This is a genomic window from Mycoplasma sp. 613B (assembly GCF_054343485.1).
This window is the reverse complement of sequence record NZ_JBTGVH010000002.1, coordinates 42,516-63,808: the sequence shown is the minus strand read 5'-3', so window position 1 is coordinate 63,808 and position 21,293 is coordinate 42,516. Positions and strand designations below refer to the sequence as shown.

Annotated in this window: 17 protein-coding genes; 14 read left to right on the top strand and 3 right to left on the bottom strand. The window is 24.2% G+C overall.

Going from position 1 to position 21,293, the window contains the following annotated elements; all coding sequences use genetic code 4:
- Window positions 1–27 precede the first annotated feature (27 nt).
- Together ACXX87_RS00605 and ACXX87_RS00600 are read right to left on the bottom strand one after the other, a co-directional pair.
- The gene (locus tag ACXX87_RS00605) at window positions 28–1,320 is read right to left on the bottom strand and encodes a glucose-6-phosphate isomerase (protein ID WP_458560496.1); all 1,293 of its coding nucleotides are present in this window, start codon (window positions 1,318–1,320) and stop codon (window positions 28–30) included.
- Window positions 1,308–1,643, bottom strand: coding sequence for a S1 RNA-binding domain-containing protein (locus tag ACXX87_RS00600; protein ID WP_436358692.1), 336 nt, complete (start codon window positions 1,641–1,643; stop codon window positions 1,308–1,310). The genes ACXX87_RS00605 and ACXX87_RS00600 overlap by 13 nt, the downstream gene beginning before the upstream one ends.
- Before the next feature lie 216 nt (window positions 1,644–1,859).
- On the opposite strand from ACXX87_RS00600, the gene ftsH reads away from it, so the two are divergent.
- The 13 genes from ftsH to ACXX87_RS00535 all read left to right on the top strand — a co-directional run bounded on the left by ftsH (window position 1,860) and on the right by ACXX87_RS00535 (window position 20,124).
- On the top strand, window positions 1,860–4,037 hold the full coding sequence (gene ftsH / locus ACXX87_RS00595; RefSeq protein ID WP_458560497.1) for an ATP-dependent zinc metalloprotease FtsH: 2,178 nt from the start codon (window positions 1,860–1,862) through the stop codon (window positions 4,035–4,037).
- A 206-nt stretch (window positions 4,038–4,243) separates the two neighbouring features.
- Entirely contained in the window at window positions 4,244–5,710 is a 1,467-nt protein-coding gene (gene lysS, locus ACXX87_RS00590; protein WP_458560498.1) for a lysine--tRNA ligase, read from the top strand.
- Entirely contained in the window at window positions 5,711–6,526 is an 816-nt protein-coding gene (locus tag ACXX87_RS00585; RefSeq protein ID WP_458557578.1) for an HAD family hydrolase, read from the top strand.
- 115 nt (window positions 6,527–6,641) lie between these two features.
- Window positions 6,642–8,258 (top strand): ABC-F family ATP-binding cassette domain-containing protein, encoded by a 1,617-nt coding sequence (locus ACXX87_RS00580; protein ID WP_458560963.1) that lies wholly within the window; start codon window positions 6,642–6,644, stop codon window positions 8,256–8,258.
- Complete coding sequence (gene mnmE / locus ACXX87_RS00575) at window positions 8,258–9,586, top strand: tRNA uridine-5-carboxymethylaminomethyl(34) synthesis GTPase MnmE (protein ID WP_458560500.1); 1,329 nt, start codon at window positions 8,258–8,260, stop codon at window positions 9,584–9,586. Before ACXX87_RS00580 ends, mnmE begins: the two co-directional genes overlap by 1 nt.
- 206 nt (window positions 9,587–9,792) lie before the next feature.
- A complete protein-coding gene (locus tag ACXX87_RS00570) occupies window positions 9,793–10,962 on the top strand; it encodes a hypothetical protein (protein ID WP_458573074.1) in 1,170 nt (389 codons plus the stop codon).
- Window positions 10,963–10,981: 19 nt separating this feature from the next.
- A complete protein-coding gene (locus ACXX87_RS00565; RefSeq protein ID WP_458560503.1) occupies window positions 10,982–11,434 on the top strand; it encodes a hypothetical protein in 453 nt (150 codons plus the stop codon).
- A 191-nt stretch (window positions 11,435–11,625) separates the two neighbouring features.
- Window positions 11,626–12,102, top strand: a complete 477-nt coding sequence (locus ACXX87_RS00560) for a hypothetical protein (protein ID WP_458560504.1) — start codon at window positions 11,626–11,628, stop codon at window positions 12,100–12,102.
- A complete protein-coding gene (locus ACXX87_RS00555; RefSeq protein ID WP_458560505.1) occupies window positions 12,083–13,603 on the top strand; it encodes a hypothetical protein in 1,521 nt (506 codons plus the stop codon). The genes ACXX87_RS00560 and ACXX87_RS00555 overlap by 20 nt, the downstream gene beginning before the upstream one ends.
- Before the next feature lie 204 nt (window positions 13,604–13,807).
- A complete protein-coding gene (locus ACXX87_RS00550) occupies window positions 13,808–16,111 on the top strand; it encodes an alpha-amylase family glycosyl hydrolase (RefSeq protein WP_458560961.1) in 2,304 nt (767 codons plus the stop codon).
- 151 nt (window positions 16,112–16,262) lie between these two features.
- A complete protein-coding gene (locus ACXX87_RS00545) occupies window positions 16,263–17,276 on the top strand; it encodes a hypothetical protein (protein WP_458560392.1) in 1,014 nt (337 codons plus the stop codon).
- A 24-nt stretch (window positions 17,277–17,300) separates the two neighbouring features.
- A complete protein-coding gene (locus ACXX87_RS00540) occupies window positions 17,301–19,112 on the top strand; it encodes a S8 family serine peptidase (RefSeq protein WP_458560391.1) in 1,812 nt (603 codons plus the stop codon).
- Window position 19,113: 1 nt separating this feature from the next.
- The gene (locus ACXX87_RS00535) at window positions 19,114–20,124 is read left to right on the top strand and encodes a hypothetical protein (RefSeq protein WP_458560390.1); all 1,011 of its coding nucleotides are present in this window, start codon (window positions 19,114–19,116) and stop codon (window positions 20,122–20,124) included.
- A 23-nt stretch (window positions 20,125–20,147) separates the two neighbouring features.
- Here ACXX87_RS00535 and fmt read toward each other — a convergent pair whose 3' ends face one another.
- Entirely contained in the window at window positions 20,148–20,987 is an 840-nt protein-coding gene (fmt, locus tag ACXX87_RS00530; RefSeq protein WP_436358680.1) for a methionyl-tRNA formyltransferase, read from the bottom strand.
- A gap of 113 nt (window positions 20,988–21,100) precedes the next feature.
- On the opposite strand from fmt, the gene ACXX87_RS00525 reads away from it, so the two are divergent.
- Window positions 21,101–21,256 (top strand): hypothetical protein, encoded by a 156-nt coding sequence (locus ACXX87_RS00525; RefSeq protein ID WP_436358679.1) that lies wholly within the window; start codon window positions 21,101–21,103, stop codon window positions 21,254–21,256.
- Window positions 21,257–21,293 lie beyond the last annotated feature (37 nt).

The window sequence follows — 21,293 nt, the reverse complement described above, 5'->3', positions numbered from 1 at the left end:
CATAAACCTGTATAAGATTTATGATTTTTATTTTCATTTTTTACCAAGAATTTTAAACATATTTGATTTATAAACTTCAACACCTGGTTGATTAAATGGATTAACTCCAAGTAAGTATGCTGAAATTGCACAAGCTCTTTCAAAGAACATTACTAGTCATCCAAAACTTCTTTCTTTGGAATCTTCTAATAATAAGTGAATGTTAGGAACTTTACCTACATTTACGTGTGCATCCATTGTGGCTTCAAAAGCTGCATTATTTACAAAATGAACTGTTTTATCTACTAAATAATTTAATTTATCTAAATTCTCTTCATCTTCATTAATTATTAAATCGTGTTCTGGATGTTTTAAGGTTATTATTGTTTCAAAAAGAATTTTTGATCCTTCTTGAATAAATTGACCTAATGAATGAAGATCGGTTGAGAATATAGCAGATGTTGGTAGCAATCCTTTTTCATTTTTACCTTCACTTTCTCCAAATAATTGTTTTCATCATTCATTAAAGAAAGCAAAATTAGGTTCATAAGAAACGAGCATTTCTGCTTTATATTTTTTACCTAAAAGGAATCTTGCAACAGCATATCTATAAGCATCATTTGTTTCAAGCGAACTATTTTTATAAATTTCATTAGCTTCTGCAGCACCTTTAAGAACTTCATCAATATCTACTCCAGCACAAATTAAAGGGAATAAACCAACAGGAGAAAGCACACTAAATCTTCCACCAATATTATCTAAAATAATGAATTTTTGGTATTTTTTAATTTTTGCCATTTCAAATAATGTTCCTTTATTTGCATCGGTAGTTGCAAAAATTAATTCTTGTGCTTGTTCAACACCTACTTTAGATTCTAAAAGAGATTTAAAGAATCTAAAAGCTATAGCAGGTTCTGTTGTTGTTCCTGATTTGGAAATAACATTGATTGCAAATCTTTTGTTTTCCACATATTTTAATAATTGATATAAAGAATTTGAACTAATGGAAGTACCTGCAAAAATGATTTCCATTTTTCTTTCAATTCCAGGATACATACCTTGAATAACATCAATAGCGGCTTTAGCTCCTAAATATGAACCCCCAATCCCTATAACTACTAAAACTTCAATATTATCAGTATGAAGTTTTTTAGCAGCTTTTTTCATTTCATTTATTTCTTTTCAATTGCTATTTTCTGGTAAATCTTTTCAACCTAAAAAATCAGAACCAACTGCAGAAAAATCATTCATTGAATCATTAATTTTAGTTACTTGATCTTGAAATTTTAAAATTTCTTCTTCTTTTATTGCATTTTTTAAATTTAAAGTTATTTTTTTCATTTTTCTACCTCGTTTTTTGTAAATCTTAATAAATTTTTAAAACCATTTTCTGTTTCTGTTAATTTAAAAGAAAAAGGACTTTTTAAGTATTTAGGTCTTATTTGTTTAAAAGAAAGCGTTGCTTTTTTTGTATGGTGATTTATACTTAAAATTTTTAGTTTTATTTCATCCCCTATTATAAACATTTCTTCTAAATTTTGAATGTAATAATCACTAATTTCCTTTATAAAAACAATACCTTGATAACCATCTTTTAAATTAACACAAAAGTAATTTTTAAAGATTTTTTTAACTTTACCTGTTACTATTTCTCCGTTTTCCATAATTATTTAAAATTATAGCACTATAAATCAAAAAGAAATCAAACTGTTTTTAAATTTATTTTTTTACACAAAGAGTGAAAAAATTGGAAATTTTACTTTTAGAAATGGAAAAAAGAGACTTTTTTCCCAAATAAGTATCATTTTTATAAATTTTATTAATAAATCAATTAAAAGTCTTATAATTTATAATACTTAATATGAAGAAAGGACTAATTAATGAATTTTTTAAAGAAAAAAAAGTGAACTGTAATATTAATTACAATTTTAACTATCATACTTTTATGATTTTTATGGCAACTAATTTTTGGTTATCATCCACAAACAATTAGTATTACTCAGTTTGAAGATAAAATAAGAGAATATAGTGCATCAACTACTGATGATAAATTTTTCGCAAATATAACAATTAGTGAAAACGAATGAGTTTTAAGATTTCAGGAAATAGGTGGACAAAAAAATAATCATTTTTATGTTCAAGATTACATAGTGCAAATTTCACCAACTATTGCAAATAAATACAATGGAAATATAGCTAAAATAATGGGTGATACTACTTATTTTGAAGCAATTCAAAAAGCACTTGCTTATAAACAATTTGATCAAAATGGACAAGAAGTTAAAACTGAACTTTCTAAATTTATTTTAAATAACAGAATTCAAACTGGTTATTATAGTTTAGGAATTCCACAACCATCAACTTTAAGTAGAATTTTAGGATTTATTCCATTACTAGTTTCTGTAGGTTTCCCTTTAGTTTTATTATTTTTTATTTATAGACAATTTAGAGGTTCAGGAAACGGAAATGGATTATTTGGTGGTCTTCAAAGTAGTCAAGCAACTAAAATAACTTCTGACAAAAAATTTAGCGATATCGCTGGAAATAAAGAAGTAAAAGAAGAAGTTATGGAATTAGTGGATTATTTAAAATATCCACAAAAATATCAAGCAGCTGGAGCAAGAATTCCAAAAGGAATTTTACTTGGTGGTCCTCCAGGTACGGGAAAAACATTACTTGCAAAAGCAACCGCAGGTGAAGCTAATGTACCTTTCTTATTTATTTCAGCTTCTAATTTTGTTGAACTATATGTAGGTATGGGAGCAAAAAGAGTTAGAGAATTATTTAAAGAAGCAAGAAAAGAAGCACCAGCAATTATATTTATTGATGAATTAGATGCTGTTGGACGTTCCAGGGGTTCAGGTATTGGTGGCGGAAACGATGAAAGAGAACAAACACTAAATCAATTACTTGTAGAAATGGATGGAATGGCTGATAATAGCGGTCTTTTAGTAATTGCTGCAACAAACAGAACAGATGTTCTAGATCCTGCTCTTCAAAGACCTGGTCGTTTTGATAGAACCATTACAGTTGGTTATCCAGATGTAAAAGAGAGAGAAGAAATTTTACAATTACACGCAAGAGGTAAAAGGGTTGATAGTTCTATTGATTTTAGAAACATCGCTAAAAGAACTCCTGGTTTTTCTGGTGCGCAATTAGAAAATGTAATAAATGAAGCTTCAATTTTATCAGTTAGAGAAAAAACAGAAGTTATAACTCCAGCACAAATTGATGAAGCAATTGACAGAGTTATGAGTGGTCCTGCTAAAAAACACAGAACAATTACAGAAGCAGAAAGAACAATGGTTGCTTACCACGAAGCTGGTCACGCCGTTGTTGGTATTAAAGTTCCAGGCGGAAGTAAAGTACAAAAAATCACTATTATCCCAAGAGGGAATGCTGGTGGTTACAATTTAATGCTTCCAGAAGAAGAAAAATATAATGCAACTAAATCAGAATTGTTAGCAACAATTGCATCATTTATGGGTGGTAGAGTTGCAGAAGAATTAATTTATGGACAAAAAGAAATTTCTACCGGAGCAGCAAACGATATTGAAAAAGCTACAAAAATAGCAAGAAGAATGGTTACTGAATTTGGTATGTCTGCACTTGGACCAATTCAATATGAAGAAAATACAGGTTCTCCATTCTTAGGTAGAGATTATGCAAAAAATATGTCATTTTCACACCAAGTAGGGCATGAAATAGACTTAGAAGTAAGAAAAATAATTTCTGAAGCTTATGAACAAGCAAAAGAAGTGGTTAAAAACAATAGAGAATTATTAGAATTAATTAAAGATTCTCTTCTTGAAAATGAAACTATTGTTTCTGAAGAAATTGAATATATTGCTAAATATATGAAATTACCAGAAAGAAAAGAAAAAGAAGAATATAAAAAACAAGAAGAAATTGATATAGATAAATTAATTGAAGATGTTCAATTGGAAAATTCTAATGAAAAGAATTCTGAAATGGAAACAGAAAAAGAAACTCAAGAAACACAACCAATCTTAGATTCAGAAAACCAAGATAAAGAAGATGAAAATAAAATAATCTAAAATATTAAAAGGTGAGCATAAAAAAGTTCATCTTTTTATTTCTAAATTTACTTCATTAAATTAAATTCTGCTTACAGAACACAATTTAATAAAAGCAAGATTAGAATATCTAAAATTAAATAATAAATAGCATATTTATTTATATAAAATAAAGAATTTATAATATAATTTAATATATTAATTTATAGTTAGAAAGAAAGGGTAAAATGGAAAGAAATTTTAATGAACAAGAACTAATTAGAAGAAAAAAAATAGACAAATACAAAGAAATGGGTATTAATCCTTTTTCACAAAATCAACCAATTAGCGATAACTCAATTTCACTACTTGTTAAATATAATTCTTATAGCAAAGATGAATTACACAATAAAGAATTTAAAGCTTCAGTGGTTGGAAGAATAATGACTTTTAGAGGACCTTTTATTGTTATAAAAGATGATGAATCAAGAACACAAATTTATTTTAATAAAAAGGAAAATACTGTATATTCAGAATTAGTAGAAACTTTAGATATAGGAGATATAGTTTATTTTGAAGGTATTGTAATGAAAACAAATACTGGAGAAATTTCACTAAAAGCAGAAAAAGTTCAATTATTAACTAAAGCACTTAAACCACTTCCGGAAAAATATCATGGTTTAACTGATATCGAAGAAAAATACCGTCGTCGTTATGTGGATTTAATTATCAATGAAGAAGCAAAACAAATTTTTTGAACAAGAAGCAAAATTATTTCTTATGTTAGAAAATTTTTCGATGATTTAAAATATTTAGAAGCTGATACTCCTGTATTACATCCTATTTTAGGTGGTGCAAGTGCTCGTCCATTTACCACTTTTCACAATGCTTTAAGTATGGACTTTTATTTAAGAATAGCTACAGAATTGCCTTTAAAAAAACTTTTAGTAGGTGGTTTTGATAGAGTTTATGAAATAGGAAGAATTTTCAGAAACGAAGGTGTCGATACCACTCATAATCCTGAATTTACTTCAATTGAGTTTTATGAAGCTTATTCAGATTTACACGGAATGATGAAAAGAACTGAAGATTTAATTTCATCTTTAGCTAAAAAGTTAGGAAAAGAAGAAATAATATATGGTGGTCATAAAATTTCACTAAAAGCTCCTTTTAGAAAAATTGATATGGTAGATGAAACCTCTAAATATGTAGGTATTGATTTGAAAAAAACAACATTTGAAGAAATTAAAGAAGTTGCTATCAAACACAAAATAAAAATTGAAAAATATTTTACATCAGGTCACTTAATTAATGAATTATTTGAATTATTTGTTGAAGATACATTAATTCAACCAACATTTGTTTACGGACATCCAATTGAAATTTCTCCATTAGCAAGAGAAAACGAAAAAGATCCAAGATTTACAGACAGAGCAGAATTATTTATCAATAAAAAAGAATATGCTAACATGTTTAGTGAATTAAATGATCCAATCGACCAATTAAAAAGATTTGAATCACAACTTGAAGAAAAAAACGCTGGAAACGATGAAGCTAGTGAAATTGATATGGATTTTGTTGAAGCTTTAGAATACGGAATGCCGCCAGCAGGTGGTTGTGGTATTGGTATAGATAGATTAGTAATGCTATTAACTCAAAAAGAATCAATTAGAGAAATACTTTTATTCCCACACTTAAAAAATAAAGGAAACTAAATGAAAAAATTATTTGCATTTGATTTGGATGGAACATTACTAAGAAGTGATGGAACAATACATCCAGAAACTATTAAAATTTTAAAACAAGCAAAAAGTAAAGGTCATTATTTAGCAATCGCCACAGGTAGAGCAATTGCTTCAACTACAATCTTTTTAAATCAATTTAGTGATTTTGATTTTTTAGTTTCAAACAATGGAGTAGCCATTTATGATGTTAAAAATCAAAAAACTACAATAAAAGAGTTTTTACCTGTTGAATTACTTAAAACCCTTTTAGAAGAAGCTAAAGAAAGCGAAAGTTTCTTTACATTAAGTACAGAAAAAAACGTTTATCCTTTCAAAGATAATAGCAAAACTTTTTCATGATTAACAGAACAAGAAAAAATGGATTATGATGAGCAAGGTTTTAAAACAGAAGAAGAAATTTTAAATGCAATTTACAAAAATAATGAAAAAATAACCCAATTAGCTTTAAGAAATTCTGAAGAAAAAATCAAGCAATTATTTGATAAATACAGCAAATTAATAGGGGATTCATACACTTGTTTGTTAACAAATAGAGTTTATTTAGATGTTAATCCAAAAAATACAGATAAATTTTATGGACTAAAAAAAGTTTTAGAATTATTGAATTTAACAACAAATGACTTAATTACTTTTGGTGATTCAGGAAATGATGTTTTAATGATAAAAAACGCTTATAAAGGATTTGCTATGGAAAACGGAACAGTTTCATCAAAAGAAGTTGCTTGTGAAGTTATTGGAAATCATAATACAGATGCTATTGCTAAAACAATGGAAAAACTAATTTAAGACACAAATTAGTGTCTTTTTTAATAAAATGAAATTAAACATATATAATTTAATATAAATTACTAACTAATAAAATAATAAATTAAATACTATTAATAAAAAATAAAGGAGTAAAATGTTAGAAATCAAAAATCTGTCCAAAATTTTTTATGATAAAAAATTATTCGACAATGTTAATTTAAAATTCACTGAAGGAAACACTTACGGAATTATAGGAGCAAATGGAGCTGGAAAATCTACCTTTTTAAAAATAATTTCAGGGCAAATTGAAGCTTCTTCAGGTGAAATTATCAAAGATAAAAACCAAAGAATTTCAGTTTTGAGTCAAGATCACAATATGTATAATGATTTTAATGTGACTGATGTGGTTATTATGGGAAATGAAGAATTATTTAAAATTCAACAAGAAAAAAATGCAATTTATGAAAATCCAGAAGCTACAGAAGAAGACTATACAAAAGCAGGGGAATTAGAAGAAAAATTCGGTCTAATGGGCGGTTGAAACGCTGAAAATGATGCACAAATTTTATTATCTGGGTTAGATATTCCTAAAGAAAAATGGAATGTAAAAATGAGCGATTTAAAAGCTTCACAAAAGGTAAAAGTTCTTTTAGCAAAGGCTTTATTTGGAAATCCAGATATTTTGATTATGGACGAACCTACTAACCATTTAGATCTAAAAGCAATCAAATGATTAGAAAACTTTTTAGTTGATTATCAAAATATTGTTATTGTTGTTTCACACGATAGTGACTTTTTAGATCAAGTATGTACTAACATTGTAGATATTGATTTTGGTGAAGCTAAAATGTTTACAGGTAATTATAGTTTCTGAAAAGAATCTTCAACATTAATAAGAGAAATGCAAAAAAATTCTAATGCTAAAAAAGAAGAACAAATTGCTAAATTACAGGCTTTTATTGCTAAATTCTCTGCAAATGCTTCAAAATCATCTCAAGCAACATCAAGAAAAAAATCACTTGAAAAAATTACTCTTGAAGAAATTAAACCTTCTTCAAGAAAATATCCTTTTATTAGATTTGATATTTTTAAACAACCAGGAAAGCAAATTTTAAGAGTAGAAGACTTATCTTATGTTAATCCAGAGACAGGAGAAACTTTGTTTGAAAGTTTATCATTTGATATTTTACCTGGCGAAAAAATGGTTTTACTTGGTGAAGACGACATTGCTAAAACCAAACTACTTGAAATTCTGCTTGGACTTGAAAAACCAACTTCTGGTCAAGTTATTTGAGGATCCACAATAACTCCAGAATATTTCCCATCAGATAACTCTAAATATTTTGATAAAGAAGAAAACTTAATGGAATGATTAAGCAAATGACCAATTGAAAATACAGAAGAATCTAATAAAGATAACTCAGATCAAAGAATGAGAAGTTTTTTAGGTAGAATGCTTTTTAGTGGTGATTCTGTTTTTAAAAATGTTAAGGTAACATCCGGTGGAGAAAAAGCAAGATTAATGTTTTCTAGAATGATGCTAAAAGAATCTAATTTTCTTGTATTTGACCAACCTTTAGATCACTTAGATGCAGAATCAATTGATTCAGTAATTGAAGGACTTGCTGATTATAAATCATCTATGATTTTTACAACTTATAATCGTGCTTTAGTTAAACAAGTTTCTAATGTAATTTTAGAAATCAAACCAGATTCCTCTTTTATTTTTAGAGGGACATTAGATGAATATGAGAAAAAAATGGGATACTAATGTTTGATAATATTGCCGCGATTTCATCTGGAGGTTTGGTTAACCAAGCAATTTCCATAATTAGGATCACTGGTCCAGACGCTTTTTTGATTGTTAAAAAAATTTTCACAGGAAAAGTTGGTAAAGATAAAGAAATTACTTATGGTTGAATCAAAAATAAAGATGAACTTATTGATGAAGTTTTAGTAATGTGATTTGAAGGCAAAAATAATTTTATAGGGGAAAATACCGTAGAAATAAATGCACACGGTGGTATAGTTAATACTAATTTAATTCTAGAATTAGTACTAGCTAATGGAGCTAGAATGGCTGAACCAGGAGAATTTTCTAGAAGAGCCTTTTTAAATGGAAAAATGGATTTAATCAAAGCAGAAGCTATCAATGATTTAATCCATGCTAAAACCAAGTTACAAACAAAAGCATCTATTGAAAAATTTGATGGAAAAACAAGTAATTATATTAAAAATTTAATTAGTGAATTGTTAGAAATAATAGCAATTATAGAAGTTAATATCGATTATCCTGAATATGATGATGTAGAAATTTTAACTAATCAAACCCTTTTACCAAAATTAGAAATATTAAAAGAAAAACTCAAAACCACTATAGACCTTTCGGAAAGATCTAGAGTTATTTATGATGGTGTAAAAATCGCTATTGTAGGTAAACCAAATGCTGGAAAATCTTCTTTATTAAATGCTTTTTTAAATGAAGAAAAGGCAATAGTAACAGACGAAGCAGGAACCACAAGAGATGTTATTGAATCTGAGTTTGTTTTAGAAGGTATACCTTTTATAATAAAAGATACTGCTGGTATTAGAAATTCAACAAATAAAGTTGAAAAAATAGGTATAGAACGCTCTTTTAAACAAATAGAAGAATCTGATATTGTCATCCATTTACTTGATGCATCAGTAGAAACTGACCAATTCGATCAACAAATTGTTGATTTTTCTAAAAATAAACAATATATCCCTGTTCATAATAAAAAAGATTTATTGGATTCTAAAAAATTAGATAATACCAAAATTTATATAAGTGCTAAAAATAAAGAAATAGAAAATCTCGAGAATGAGATTATAAAAAATTATCAAAACATTGATATTAATAATGAAAAAGTTATTACAAATATAAGACAACTTTCTTTAATAAAATCTTCTTTTCTTTCAATAGAAAACGCCATTTTTTCTTTAAAAAATGGTTTTGAACCAGATATAGTTATAGTAGATTTAAGAAAGTCGTGAGAAGACTTGGTAAATATTAAAGGTAAAGCAGATAATGAAACCTTATTGGATTCAATGTTTAAAAATTTTTGTCTTGGAAAATAATTATATTTTGAATAAATCATACCAGTAATTTTTACTGGTATTTTTAATTTCAAAAACTATTTAAACGGTATCACTATTTTGCATATTTCAAAGAAAAAAAATCGAAAATGAAAAAAAATGAATTATTTTATATTTTTTAAATTTATTCTATTGAAAAAATAAAAAAAAGAACAAATAAGAATAAAATTGTATTGAAAGGAGAAAATATGTTCATACCAAATACAGTTATAGAGAAAAAAATTGACTTTAAAAACGAAATAAATCAAAAGTTACAAAAACTAGATTACTTAATATTGTTAAAATCAATGTTTTTAGAAGCAGAAAGTTCTTATTCTGCTAAATTATTTAAAATTAGATTATTAAAATATATTAATAATTTATCTTTGCTTCCTGAAAAAGAGCAAAAAACTTTTTTAGGAGAAGACTCAACTACTAAAATTAAAATTTTAAAGAATATGTATTTTTACAAAAAATTTAATAAGGACGTTGGTCATTTATTAAATATTAGTCAAAGAAGCGTTATAAAAGAAGATGCAGCCAAAGTAGTAAGTTCTCTTCACTCACTCTTAAATCAACCTTATCTAGATTCTTTGAAATATCAACTTTTTCAAGATGTTTTTAATATTATTTATATAGCAGTAAGTCCTTTGTTACCCATACCAGAGGAAGTTTCTATTGGTTTAGATCTTTCTGATTTATTAAATGAAATTAATTTTTTTGATTTCTTAATTTCAAATAAAAATAATGAACTTTTAAAAGAAAGTCAATATAAATCAAAAATTTTCAAAATTAGAGTTTTAAAACAAATTAAATTAATAGATGATGCCTCTGTTCATCAACTTACTCAAGTTTTCGGTCAAACAAATGCATTAATGCTTAAAAAAACAATAAAAGATATTAAAGAAAATTCTATAATGTATAAAAAATTTCAAAAAGAAGTTTCACATCTTTTAAATGTAGGACAAAGTAGAAGCGTTATAGAAGGAGAAGTTCTTGACAAAGTAGAGGAACTAAAAAAATCATATGAAAGTTTTCTTAAAACTGAAAAAGAACATTCACAAGCACTAAAATATACAACAATAGGTTTTACTTTAGGATTTTTCACTATTCCTGGTGCAATAGTTACAGCTAGTGTACGTGCTTATGTGGACTCACAAATAAAAAAATATGAAGAATTTTTAGATAGATTAGCAAAAATAACTTATAAAGATTTAGAAAATGGTGATAATTCTACCAATTCTCAAGATAGAGATGTTCTTGCTCAATTGGTTCAATTATCTGAAGATTCAGATTATAATTATTACAAAACCTTTTTTAAAAATAAATTAGATGAAAAATTTATATCAGATAACTCAAATTATGATTATAGATATTAAAAAATAAAAGAGGAAGAATATGGAAAAAATATTTTATAGATTCGCTTATGCGATAATAAGAAACTTTATTTTGTTACTTGTTTATAATGTATTATTAATAATTTATTTATCTTTACTTGCATATTTTACAATAATTAGAGATCCATTTTTTTGACAAAGTGAATGAACTTTATTTTTTGCTTTCATTTGACCCGCTTTCATAATTGTACCTTCATACATCTGAAACACAGTTTTTCTTTTTAAAATTTTTAAATTAACAAAAAAAGCAGAGAAATTAGAAGAAGACAAAATAAAAAAAATAGAAAAATATTTCAAATTTTTATTTATAGTTGCTTTTTGAGGTAAAAAATCACAAGAAAAACTTGAAAAAAAATCAATTAAACAAAAAGAAAGATTAGAAAAAATTTCTGGAATAAATCCTTTATTTGGATTATTATTTCCAATTTATTGAATTATTTTCTACTCAAATTAATTGTTTATAATAACTATTTATAAACAATTACATTTAATAAATAAAAATCTAAATATTCAAATAAAATAAATATCACAGTTACAAATAAAGAAAAAATCAAAAACAAATTTGTAAAAACTAAAATTTAGTTTTTTGATTTTTTAATTTTAGACAAAATAATACTTTTTTAAAAATAGTAAAAGGAGCTTAATATGGAAAAAATATTATATAAATTAGGTATAGTTATAAAAAGAAATATTTTTTTAATTCTTACAAATTATTTATTATTTTGAATTTATTTTATTTTACTTACATATTTTACAATTATTAAAGTAACTTTTTTTTGAAAAAATTGATGATTTTTTGTTTTAGTTAGTTTTGCACCAGCTTTTGCAATAATGCCTTTATATATTTGAAATTTATATAACTTATTGAAAATTTTTAAAATCACTAAAGACAAAGAAAATTTAGAAGAATGAGAAATAACAAAAATTAATAAATATTTTAAAGTTTTATTTTTAATAGGATTTTGAGGAAAAAAATCAGAAAATAAATTAGAAAAAAAATCAATTAAACAAAAAGAAAAATTGAAAAGAATAGCTTGTACACATCCTTTATTGGGTTTATATGTTCAAATAAATTTAGTTTTCTTTACTAAAGAGGTGAAAAATGATAAATTTAAAAAATAAAATCAGAATTTCTTTCTATTTAAAGACTTATTCTAACATTTTATTTTTCATTTGAATAAGTGTGATAATAATAGTATGAACTACTCTTTCTTTAGATTATAAATATTTTCCATTATTTTGATTTGGTTGAGGAACTTTATGAGTTGCTGGTATTTTATATCTTTATATTTTGTTTGTATATATGAAATTAATAAAAATAAGAATTAAAGTAGAAGAGAATCCTGATATAGAGATAAAATTTAAATCCTTTTTTATTTTTTTTATAAAAGAAAAAACAATAATGAAATTTATTTCTGATTCTAAATATCAAGCAAAATTAAATTTTGCTTTAAAAATGTATAATAAAAGATTACTATTAAGTACTTTTTTACCTATTCCTTATTACTTAATTTTAAAGTTAAAAATTAAAAAGGAAGAAAAAAACCAAAGAACTTTAATAATGGAAAAAATAAATCGTATTTCTGAAGATTTGGCAAATTTAAAAATTAATACTATAATAAAAGGCAGTTTTGCTTTTAATTTCTTTAAAAATTTTAAATTTTTAGGTAAATATAATGATGTTGATTTATTTTTAAAGCATGGGGATTTAATTGATAAAAAAGAAATTTTAAACATTTTTGAAAAACATGGAAAAGTTGTTTTTCACAATTCTTTTCTTATTTCTTTAATAATAAATCTAAAAGATAAAGAAACTCGTTTTGAATTTTTTCTAACTGAAGATATTGATTTATCTTTATGTAATAAACAAAATGAACATTTATATATTGCACCAGTAGAATACTTATTTTTAGCAAAAATATTTCACTTGCCTAAATTAGAAAAAACAGAAATATTCCCTTATGATGAAAAAATGCAGAAAACTATTTTCATTATTAAACAAATACTGAATAATAAACAAAAATGAAATATGAATATTATTAACTCACTAATAGAACAAATATATTTAAATAATTTAAAACTTATTTTTCACATTGAATACGACGAAAAAGATTTAAGTATTTCATCTTTTATTCAAAAGAAAAAAGAGTGAGTAGAAAAGAAATTTACAAGCAAAGATTTACTAAATTTAAATCAATTTACGGAAAAATTCTTTTTAAAAAATAAAATGTCAGATTTTTTTGATTTTCTTTTTTTAAAAAGAAAAATAATTATTGAAAGTTTATATGAAACACCAATAATAGAAGTTATTAATACTTATGAGTGAAATTTTAATAACTCACAGTTATTATTTAATTCAAGCATTTCTTTTGATGAATTTTATGAAAGTAATACTAAAATTATTAATAATATTATTTATACTAATTCAAAAGAACAAATATACTGATTAATGCTAAATATCTTAATAAATGAAAATGAAGAAAATTTAAAAACAAAATTAGAGATTGATTTAAATAAAGAATTTTCTGAAATTTTAAATAAAAATAAAGATATGTATGAAATTAACATAAATGATTTAATATTAAAAATAAAAGAAATTTATTTTAAATCATCAACAATGTAAATTGTATATTTAAAAACATTTTTAATCCTAATAAAATAATAAACCGAAACACATCTAAAAAGATTTGAAGAGAATGTGTTCCGGTTTTTTTCAATGAAAATTTGAAATTTTTCTTATTTTATTTATTTTTTGTTCATAAAAATTAAAATTCTATGTATTATATTTGATATAATTAAATATATAAGTATTTAAAAAGGAAAAAGTATGAAGAAAAAAAGAAAATCTTTAAATTTATTATGAACAATTCCAACTGTTACATTTTTCTCTTCTCTTACTGTATCTTGCAAATATGGAGAAGAATCAATAGAAAAAACTAAAATAAATAATCCTAAAACTCCAACAGAAAATGAAAAAAGAAAAGAAAAAACTGAGGTCCCAATTGTCCCAGTTGCTGAAAAACAAACAAAAAAACCTGTAGAAAAAGGTAAAGTAGAGAATACAAAACCAGAAGATCAAAAAGAAGAAAAAGATAATATTACAACTAAAACAGATGATCAAAAAACTAAAGTAAATTCTGAAAACAAAAATTCAGAAAATCCAGACAAAAATAATTCTCCAGTAGATAATCAAAATGAAGAAGAGATTATTAATAAAACTCCTGTTTGAGATGAAGAAACTCCTGATTTAACAGGAAATAGAGTAAATAAATATAGTATTGAAGAATATTTAAACTCTCCTGAAAGAGCAAAATTATCTAAAATAAAAACTTTAAGAGGTTGATCAAATGAAAAGTTTTTAAAAGAAATTAAAAAATCAGGAGCTTTGGATAATTTAACTTATAAAGATGAAAGCGATTCTGTCCAATATATTGCTCCTTTTGATAAAAGTAAACCTAAATCAAATACAATTTATCAATTAACAGTTTATTCTTTTGCTGATGGTAATAATGATGGAATTGGTGATTTTATAGGATTGAAAGACAATATAGATTATTTTGTTAATTTAGGTATTGATACTTTATATTTATCACCAATTCATCCTGCAAGTTCTTATCATGGTTATGATGTAATTGATTATACAAAAGTTGCTCCTGAACTTGGTGGATTAAAAGCATTTGAAGAATTTTTAAAAGTAGCTCACTCTAAAGGAATTAAAGTTGTAATAGATATGGTATTTAATCATACTTCTTATGAGCATCCTTGATTCCAAAGAGCACTTGCTGGTGATGAAAAATATCAAAAATATTATTATTTTTACAATTCAGAAAACAATCCATTAGGAAATGAAGGACAAGATAATATAAGACAATACTTTAAAAATGTTTATGATAAAGTTCATCTAGAAAACAATCCAAAATCTTCAAATAAAAAATGAGTTGCTCAATTTTGAGCAGGAATGCCTGATTTAAATCTTACAAATGAAGATGTTTTAAAAGAAATAGATTATGTCCACAAATTCTGAGCAGCAAAAGGAGTTGATGGATTTAGATATGATGCTTTTGAACATTACTTTAAATCTGATAATCCTAAAAAACCAAGAGCTAATAATAGTGATATGGTAAGAAATTTATTTGAAAGATGAAGAGATGTTGTACAAGGTGAATATAAAAAAGCAAATACTGCAGGAATTTCTAGATTTAGCGATAGAACCTTTTTATTTGGTGAATGATGAAGAGATCCAGCAGAAGCAGAAATTAAAGGTTATTGAGGAGGATGAGAAGGTTCAAAACCAGGTTTAAGTTCAGTTATTGATGGAACTAAATGAAAAAATAAACTTAATGTCTCATTAAATCCAAATGATGAAAAAAATGTAATAAAAAGTTTAACAGATACTTTAAACCAAAAACATGAATGATTACCTTTTTTAGATAATCATGATGTTGAAAGATGAATTATAACTTTTAAAGAACAAAATAATAGACCAGTAATAATTTCACCACATAGATTAGATGATGATGAAAGATCCGCTTATGAATATGCTCTTACTTCCTTACTTTCTCGTGGTGGTCATCCTATTTTATATGATGGAAATGAACTTTTAATGCAAGGTGGAAAAAAAGACGGGCAAACTGATACACACATTAGAGAAGCATTTAATTGAAAAGATCTCAAAAAACGTGTATTTTTCCAAGATGAAAGAGATAGAGATAACTTTATCACAACATTATCTTCAGCGGGAGAAGGAAAAGTAGAAGATATTGTTGCTAATGAAAATTCAGCATATAATTTAGTTTCTAAGATAAATAAAGCAAGACAAAGATTTATTTCAATGAGAGAAATGGATGAAAAATATGTTGGTGATCCAAATGAAATTCTTTGAATTTGACACGATAATGCACTTAGATATGATGAAATGACAGTAAGAAAAAATGAAGATGGCACATACTTATTAGCTATTTATTCTTGAGGTAATAGACCACAAGCAAACACTTCTTTAAAAGAAGGATTTGAAATTGAAGAAACCTTACTTTCTAAAAATATAACAACAAGAGTTTCCGATGGTTCAACTTTTATTGAAGGAACAGGAAATGGAAAAATCGGACTATTTTTAATTAGAAGAAAATCTTAATATAATAACAGAATTCCAGAAAACTGGAATTTTTGTTTTTTAAAATCAAAAATATGTTTAAATAAAGGAAATTCTAAATAAATATGCACTTTTTATCTTTGTAAAATAAAAATTTATGAATAAGTTATATAATTAAATAAAGGAGGTGTTTATGAAATTATTTAAAATAAAAAGAAAATTTTTATATTCTACAATTATTACAACTATTCCTGTTTTTTCTATTATTTCTTGTTCTAACCAAGCTTCAGTTGAAGAACAAAAAGAAGATAAAATCAATGATTTTTATTATTGAAATTTAAATAAAATAGAAGATTTAAGAGAAAAAGATAACATAGATTTTATAGACTTAAGTAGAGAACAATCTAATAATCTTTTTCAAAATCAAACATCAAAAGTTATATTTTTTAATAAAAAAGAAGAAAAAGAATTAGATTTAAACAGATTTTGATCTTATCGAACAAAATATGAACAAACTAAATTTGACTCTAAAGTGTTTAACATTACAGAAAATAAAGCAAATTACAAGTTTTTAATTTCAGAAGAAAGTATTGATTCACAAATTAAAAATTATGACTTTGCTTTAGAAATCAAACTTCTTAATAAAAAGAATTTAGAAAAAACTTCTTTTTGGTGGTCTAAACAAAAAGAAAAAGAAAATTTTCTTTTAGTAAATTTATATAGAAGAGTACAATCTAAAATAGATTATAGTTTAAACTACAGATTGAATAATGAAAAAGATAAGGTTGACACAACAAAAGAAAAACCAATTGTTGATTTTTATAAATATTATGATTTAGTTGCTTCTAATGTTAAATTCAATTCTTTTAACTTTGATAAAACTGAAAAGAAAGCAAAAATTTCAATTAATTTTGATAAAGGACAAAATTTAAAATATAGAAACTTTAATTTATTAGATCAAAATGATTATTTTAGTATAAAAACCATTTCAATTGATACGCCAAATAAAAATTGAAGTAAAACAAGTCAACAAAAAATTCAATCTTTTGAACCGCATCATTTAGTTAAAGATTATATTTTAGAAAAAACAATTTTTAATCGTTTAATTCAATATTCTTTTATTGTGTCAACTGATTTAACTGAAAAAGAATTTAACTCATTAAAAGACATAAACTTGATTTTTAATGATAATGCAGGAGTATATTAAAAAAATTTAATTAAAGAGGAAAAAATGAAAAGAAAAAAATTATTTAAAAAAATATTACTATCAGTATCTCCTATTTTTACACTAACCACTTTTGTTTCAGCAAAAATGGAAACTACTGATACAATTGAGAGAGATCCTAAAATATATAATGATATGTTTTTTAACTTATTTAATCATTTAGGAATAAAAAAAGAAGAACTTAGTTATGCTCCAGTGAAAATTGGAATTATTGATGGAGGGTTAGTTGATTCAAATTTGCTAAAATACAATGGACAAACTTTAAAGGAATATAGAAATTCTGATACTTACAGTTTGTTCCATAATGAAAATCGTCTAAACAAAGATAAAGTAATTTACAATGAAGAAGAATTAGATGATTTAGAAAAAACTGACAAAAATAAGCAAAAAACTTTTGCTGAATTATATAAAAAAAATAGTCATGCTACAGAAATAGCTTCCATTTTAGGAAGTGATTCAGGTTTTTTTAAAAATGCTATTTTTTATTCAACAACATTTAAAGGAAAAAAAGATGGTTGAAATGGAAAAACATATGATAATGTAGAAGTATTAAGAAAAAATTTAGAATTTATGAGAAAGAATAATGTTTTTTACGTTAATATGAGTTATGGTAGTAAATTAGATGAATATCTTTCAGATTTTATAAACTTGAAAAATTATTTTCTTTTTTCTCCTGATAAAGAAAAATTAGAAACTTTTTATAATCTTTTACAAAAAATAGATTCCTTTGAAACAAGTTATTATATATATGATAGAGAATCATCGTTATTAGATGAGTATGCTTATAAATATAATATGAAATTTTTTATTTCAGCCGGTAATGGAAGAGAAGAATTTTCTAATTTTAGATCAGATTTTATAAAAAATAAAGATTTTATATTTTCTACATTAAATAAAATTAAAGATTTAAAAATAACAGAAAATATTAAAGACATTTATAATAAAATTTTGAATAAAATAGAAAATAATCATAATTTTTATCAAAGAGATAATTCTTTAGTTTCATCTAAAAATACTTTTATAATAGGAGCATATGATATAAATACTAAAAAACCTGAGTACTATTCTGAAAATGCAACTGATAATAATAAAAATTCTCCACTTGGTTTAGGACCAGATAATATGCAAATACCTGTTATTTCTATTCTTAATGAAAAAAATAAAAAAAATTTAACTGGAACAAGTTTTTCAACACCAGTTCTTTTAGGTATGTCAATGTTGTTAGAAATAAAAAACAAAAAACCATTTTATGTACCTCAATTAAAAGCTATTCTTACAGCAAGTTTTGAAAGTAAAAACTCTTGAGAACAATATAACGATTTAGAAGGTTTTGGTTATATAAGTTGAGAAAAAATGAAATATTTTAGAGATAAAGCTAAAAAATTAAATATTTATCGTTATCCAGTTGCGGATGGAAATACACATCATTATTATTTATATTCCAATTTAAAATTTTCATCTCCAACAACTGTTGTATTTTCTAATTACTCATATTTACATGAAAAAAATGAATATTATAAATTAGAAAATTTTGATAAATTAAGTGAAGAAGAAATAAAAAAATATGTAAATCCTTTTACTGTTTCAGTGGATGTAGAAATAGTTGCAGATTCATCTGCAGTTTATAAAATTTATCATTTAAGTCATTATGAAAGTACAGCTGCTTATTTACCTGAAAATAGATTGCAAAATGTATCTAAAGTAATAATAAAACCAAGTTCTGATTTAGCAACTGAATATAAACTTAATGTTTTTTCAAATAATGATGTAAATGCAAAAATAATATGATTAACAGGAGTATGAGCAATACTTGATTAAAATGAAAAAATTATTAAATATTATCCCTTTTATTTCTTTGCCTTTAATTGTTTTTTCCTGTTCTAATCAAAAAGTAAATAGAGAGGAAAATAAATTAAAAGAAACAGAAGAAAAACAAAAAAATGAATTTTATAATTTAAATTTAGAAAATATAGCTGATTTAAAAAATAATTGAAAAATTGATTTTATTCAATTAAACAATGAACAAAATAGAGAAATTTTTGCAAATAATGAATCTAAAATAATCTTTTTTGAAAAACCTTATCAAGAAGTAACAGAATTATCTAAAACTCAAAATTCAGAAGAAAAAATAAATGTTACATCTAACAAAAGAGATTATACATTTATTAATAAAAATCAAAACATAGGTAGTGAAATTAAAACTACTGATTTGGGCTTAGAAATTAAACTTCTTAATAAAGATTATTTAAAAAACAAAATTAATTTGAAATTTAAAGAAAATCAAAATTTATTATTAGTAAATTTTTATAGTACTGCAATATCAAGACTTATTGATGGGCATCCTAAAGATCTACACGATCCTTTTAACAAAAACATTACAACAGATATTGTAAAACCAATAGTTGATTTTTCAGAATATCAAAAGTTGGTTTCTTCAAAAATTAAATTTAACTCATTAAATTTTGATAAAAATCAAAATAAAATAAATTTAACTATTGATATAGATGAAAATCAAACAGAAAATGAAAAAATGATTAATTTATTAAATCAAAATTATTTTTTCAATATAAAAACAATATCAGCAATAAAAAAAGAAAAAAAAGATTTTTATATCAATGCAGAAGAACCAGTATATGAACCCTATGGAGTTTCTAAAAAGTATATTTTAAATAATTGAATTTTAGTTCGTTTACTTCAATATTCATTTATTATTCCTGTAAATATTTCAGAAAAAGAATATAATTCCATCAATGATATTAATTTAACACTTAATGATAATGCAGGAGTTTTTAAACATTTAGTACAAGAATCAAAGATTTTAGAAAATTAATAAAGATATTAAAAATTTAGAATTTAAAGAACATTTACAACTTTTTTACCTTCATATTGATATTCATAAATATATAAAATCCCGTTGATAAAAGTTAATTTTAAAGCATTTTTAATAGGAGAGAGTGAAGCTCTAAAAAGTTTCACTCTTTTATTTTGTTCGTTAATATAAAAAGCACCAGGATTATCGTTTAAAGCCTTTATTTTTCTATATGCTTGAATATAATCATCACTTAAAAAAATTTGAGCAAATTCTTTTTCTATTTTAGGCGAAAAAACTACAAGATTGTCATCTTGTTTTTCAGATTTAAGTTCATTTTTAGATAATTTATTTAATCACTGGACAATATTATTTTTTGCAAGTAAAGAAAGTTTATGAAATAAATCTTTTGATGTGTCTTCTTCTTTTATATCTAATTTTGCTTTTGCAAGCATATCTCCTGCATCCATTTCTTTTACCATATACATTAAAGTTACTCCTGTTTCTTTATCACCGTTTAATAAAGCGTGTTGAATAGGAGCAGCACCTCTATATTTAGGAAGTAAGGAACCATGTATATTAATAGCGGCTATTTTAGGTATGCTTAAAACTGAAGTAGGAATTCATTGTCCAAAAGCAGCAGTGACTAAAATATCAAAGTCTATTTTCTTTAATTCTTCCGTAATTTCTGAAATTTTTGTAGGTTGAAATAGCTTTATGTTATATTGGTTAGCTAAAATTTTTACAGGTGTAGGTAAAATTTTATAACCTCTATTTGATGGTTTGTCTGGTTGACTAATAATTGCAACCACTTCAAAATTATTAATAATTTCTTCAAAAATAGGAACTGCAAATTCTGGAGTTCCTGCTAATACAATTTTCATCTTTCTCCTTTAGTTTTCTTTACTTTAAATTATAAAATAAAGAAACAAAAATTTTAATTTAAAATGAATTAATTTATCTAAAAGTAATATAATTAAATTATAGGATAAAAAAAATGAGCGGAATAATTGTTATTATAATTTTAATATTAGGATTAGCTGGATTAGTTTGATTAATTAAACTAGCTAAATTTCTATTTTCTTTAGCAGTAGGTGCTGTGATTATAGGATTAATTTTACTTTTAATTTTTGGACATCATTTCCTGTTTTAGTTAAAGAAAAACTAACAAAACAAGTCTTTTTTACCAA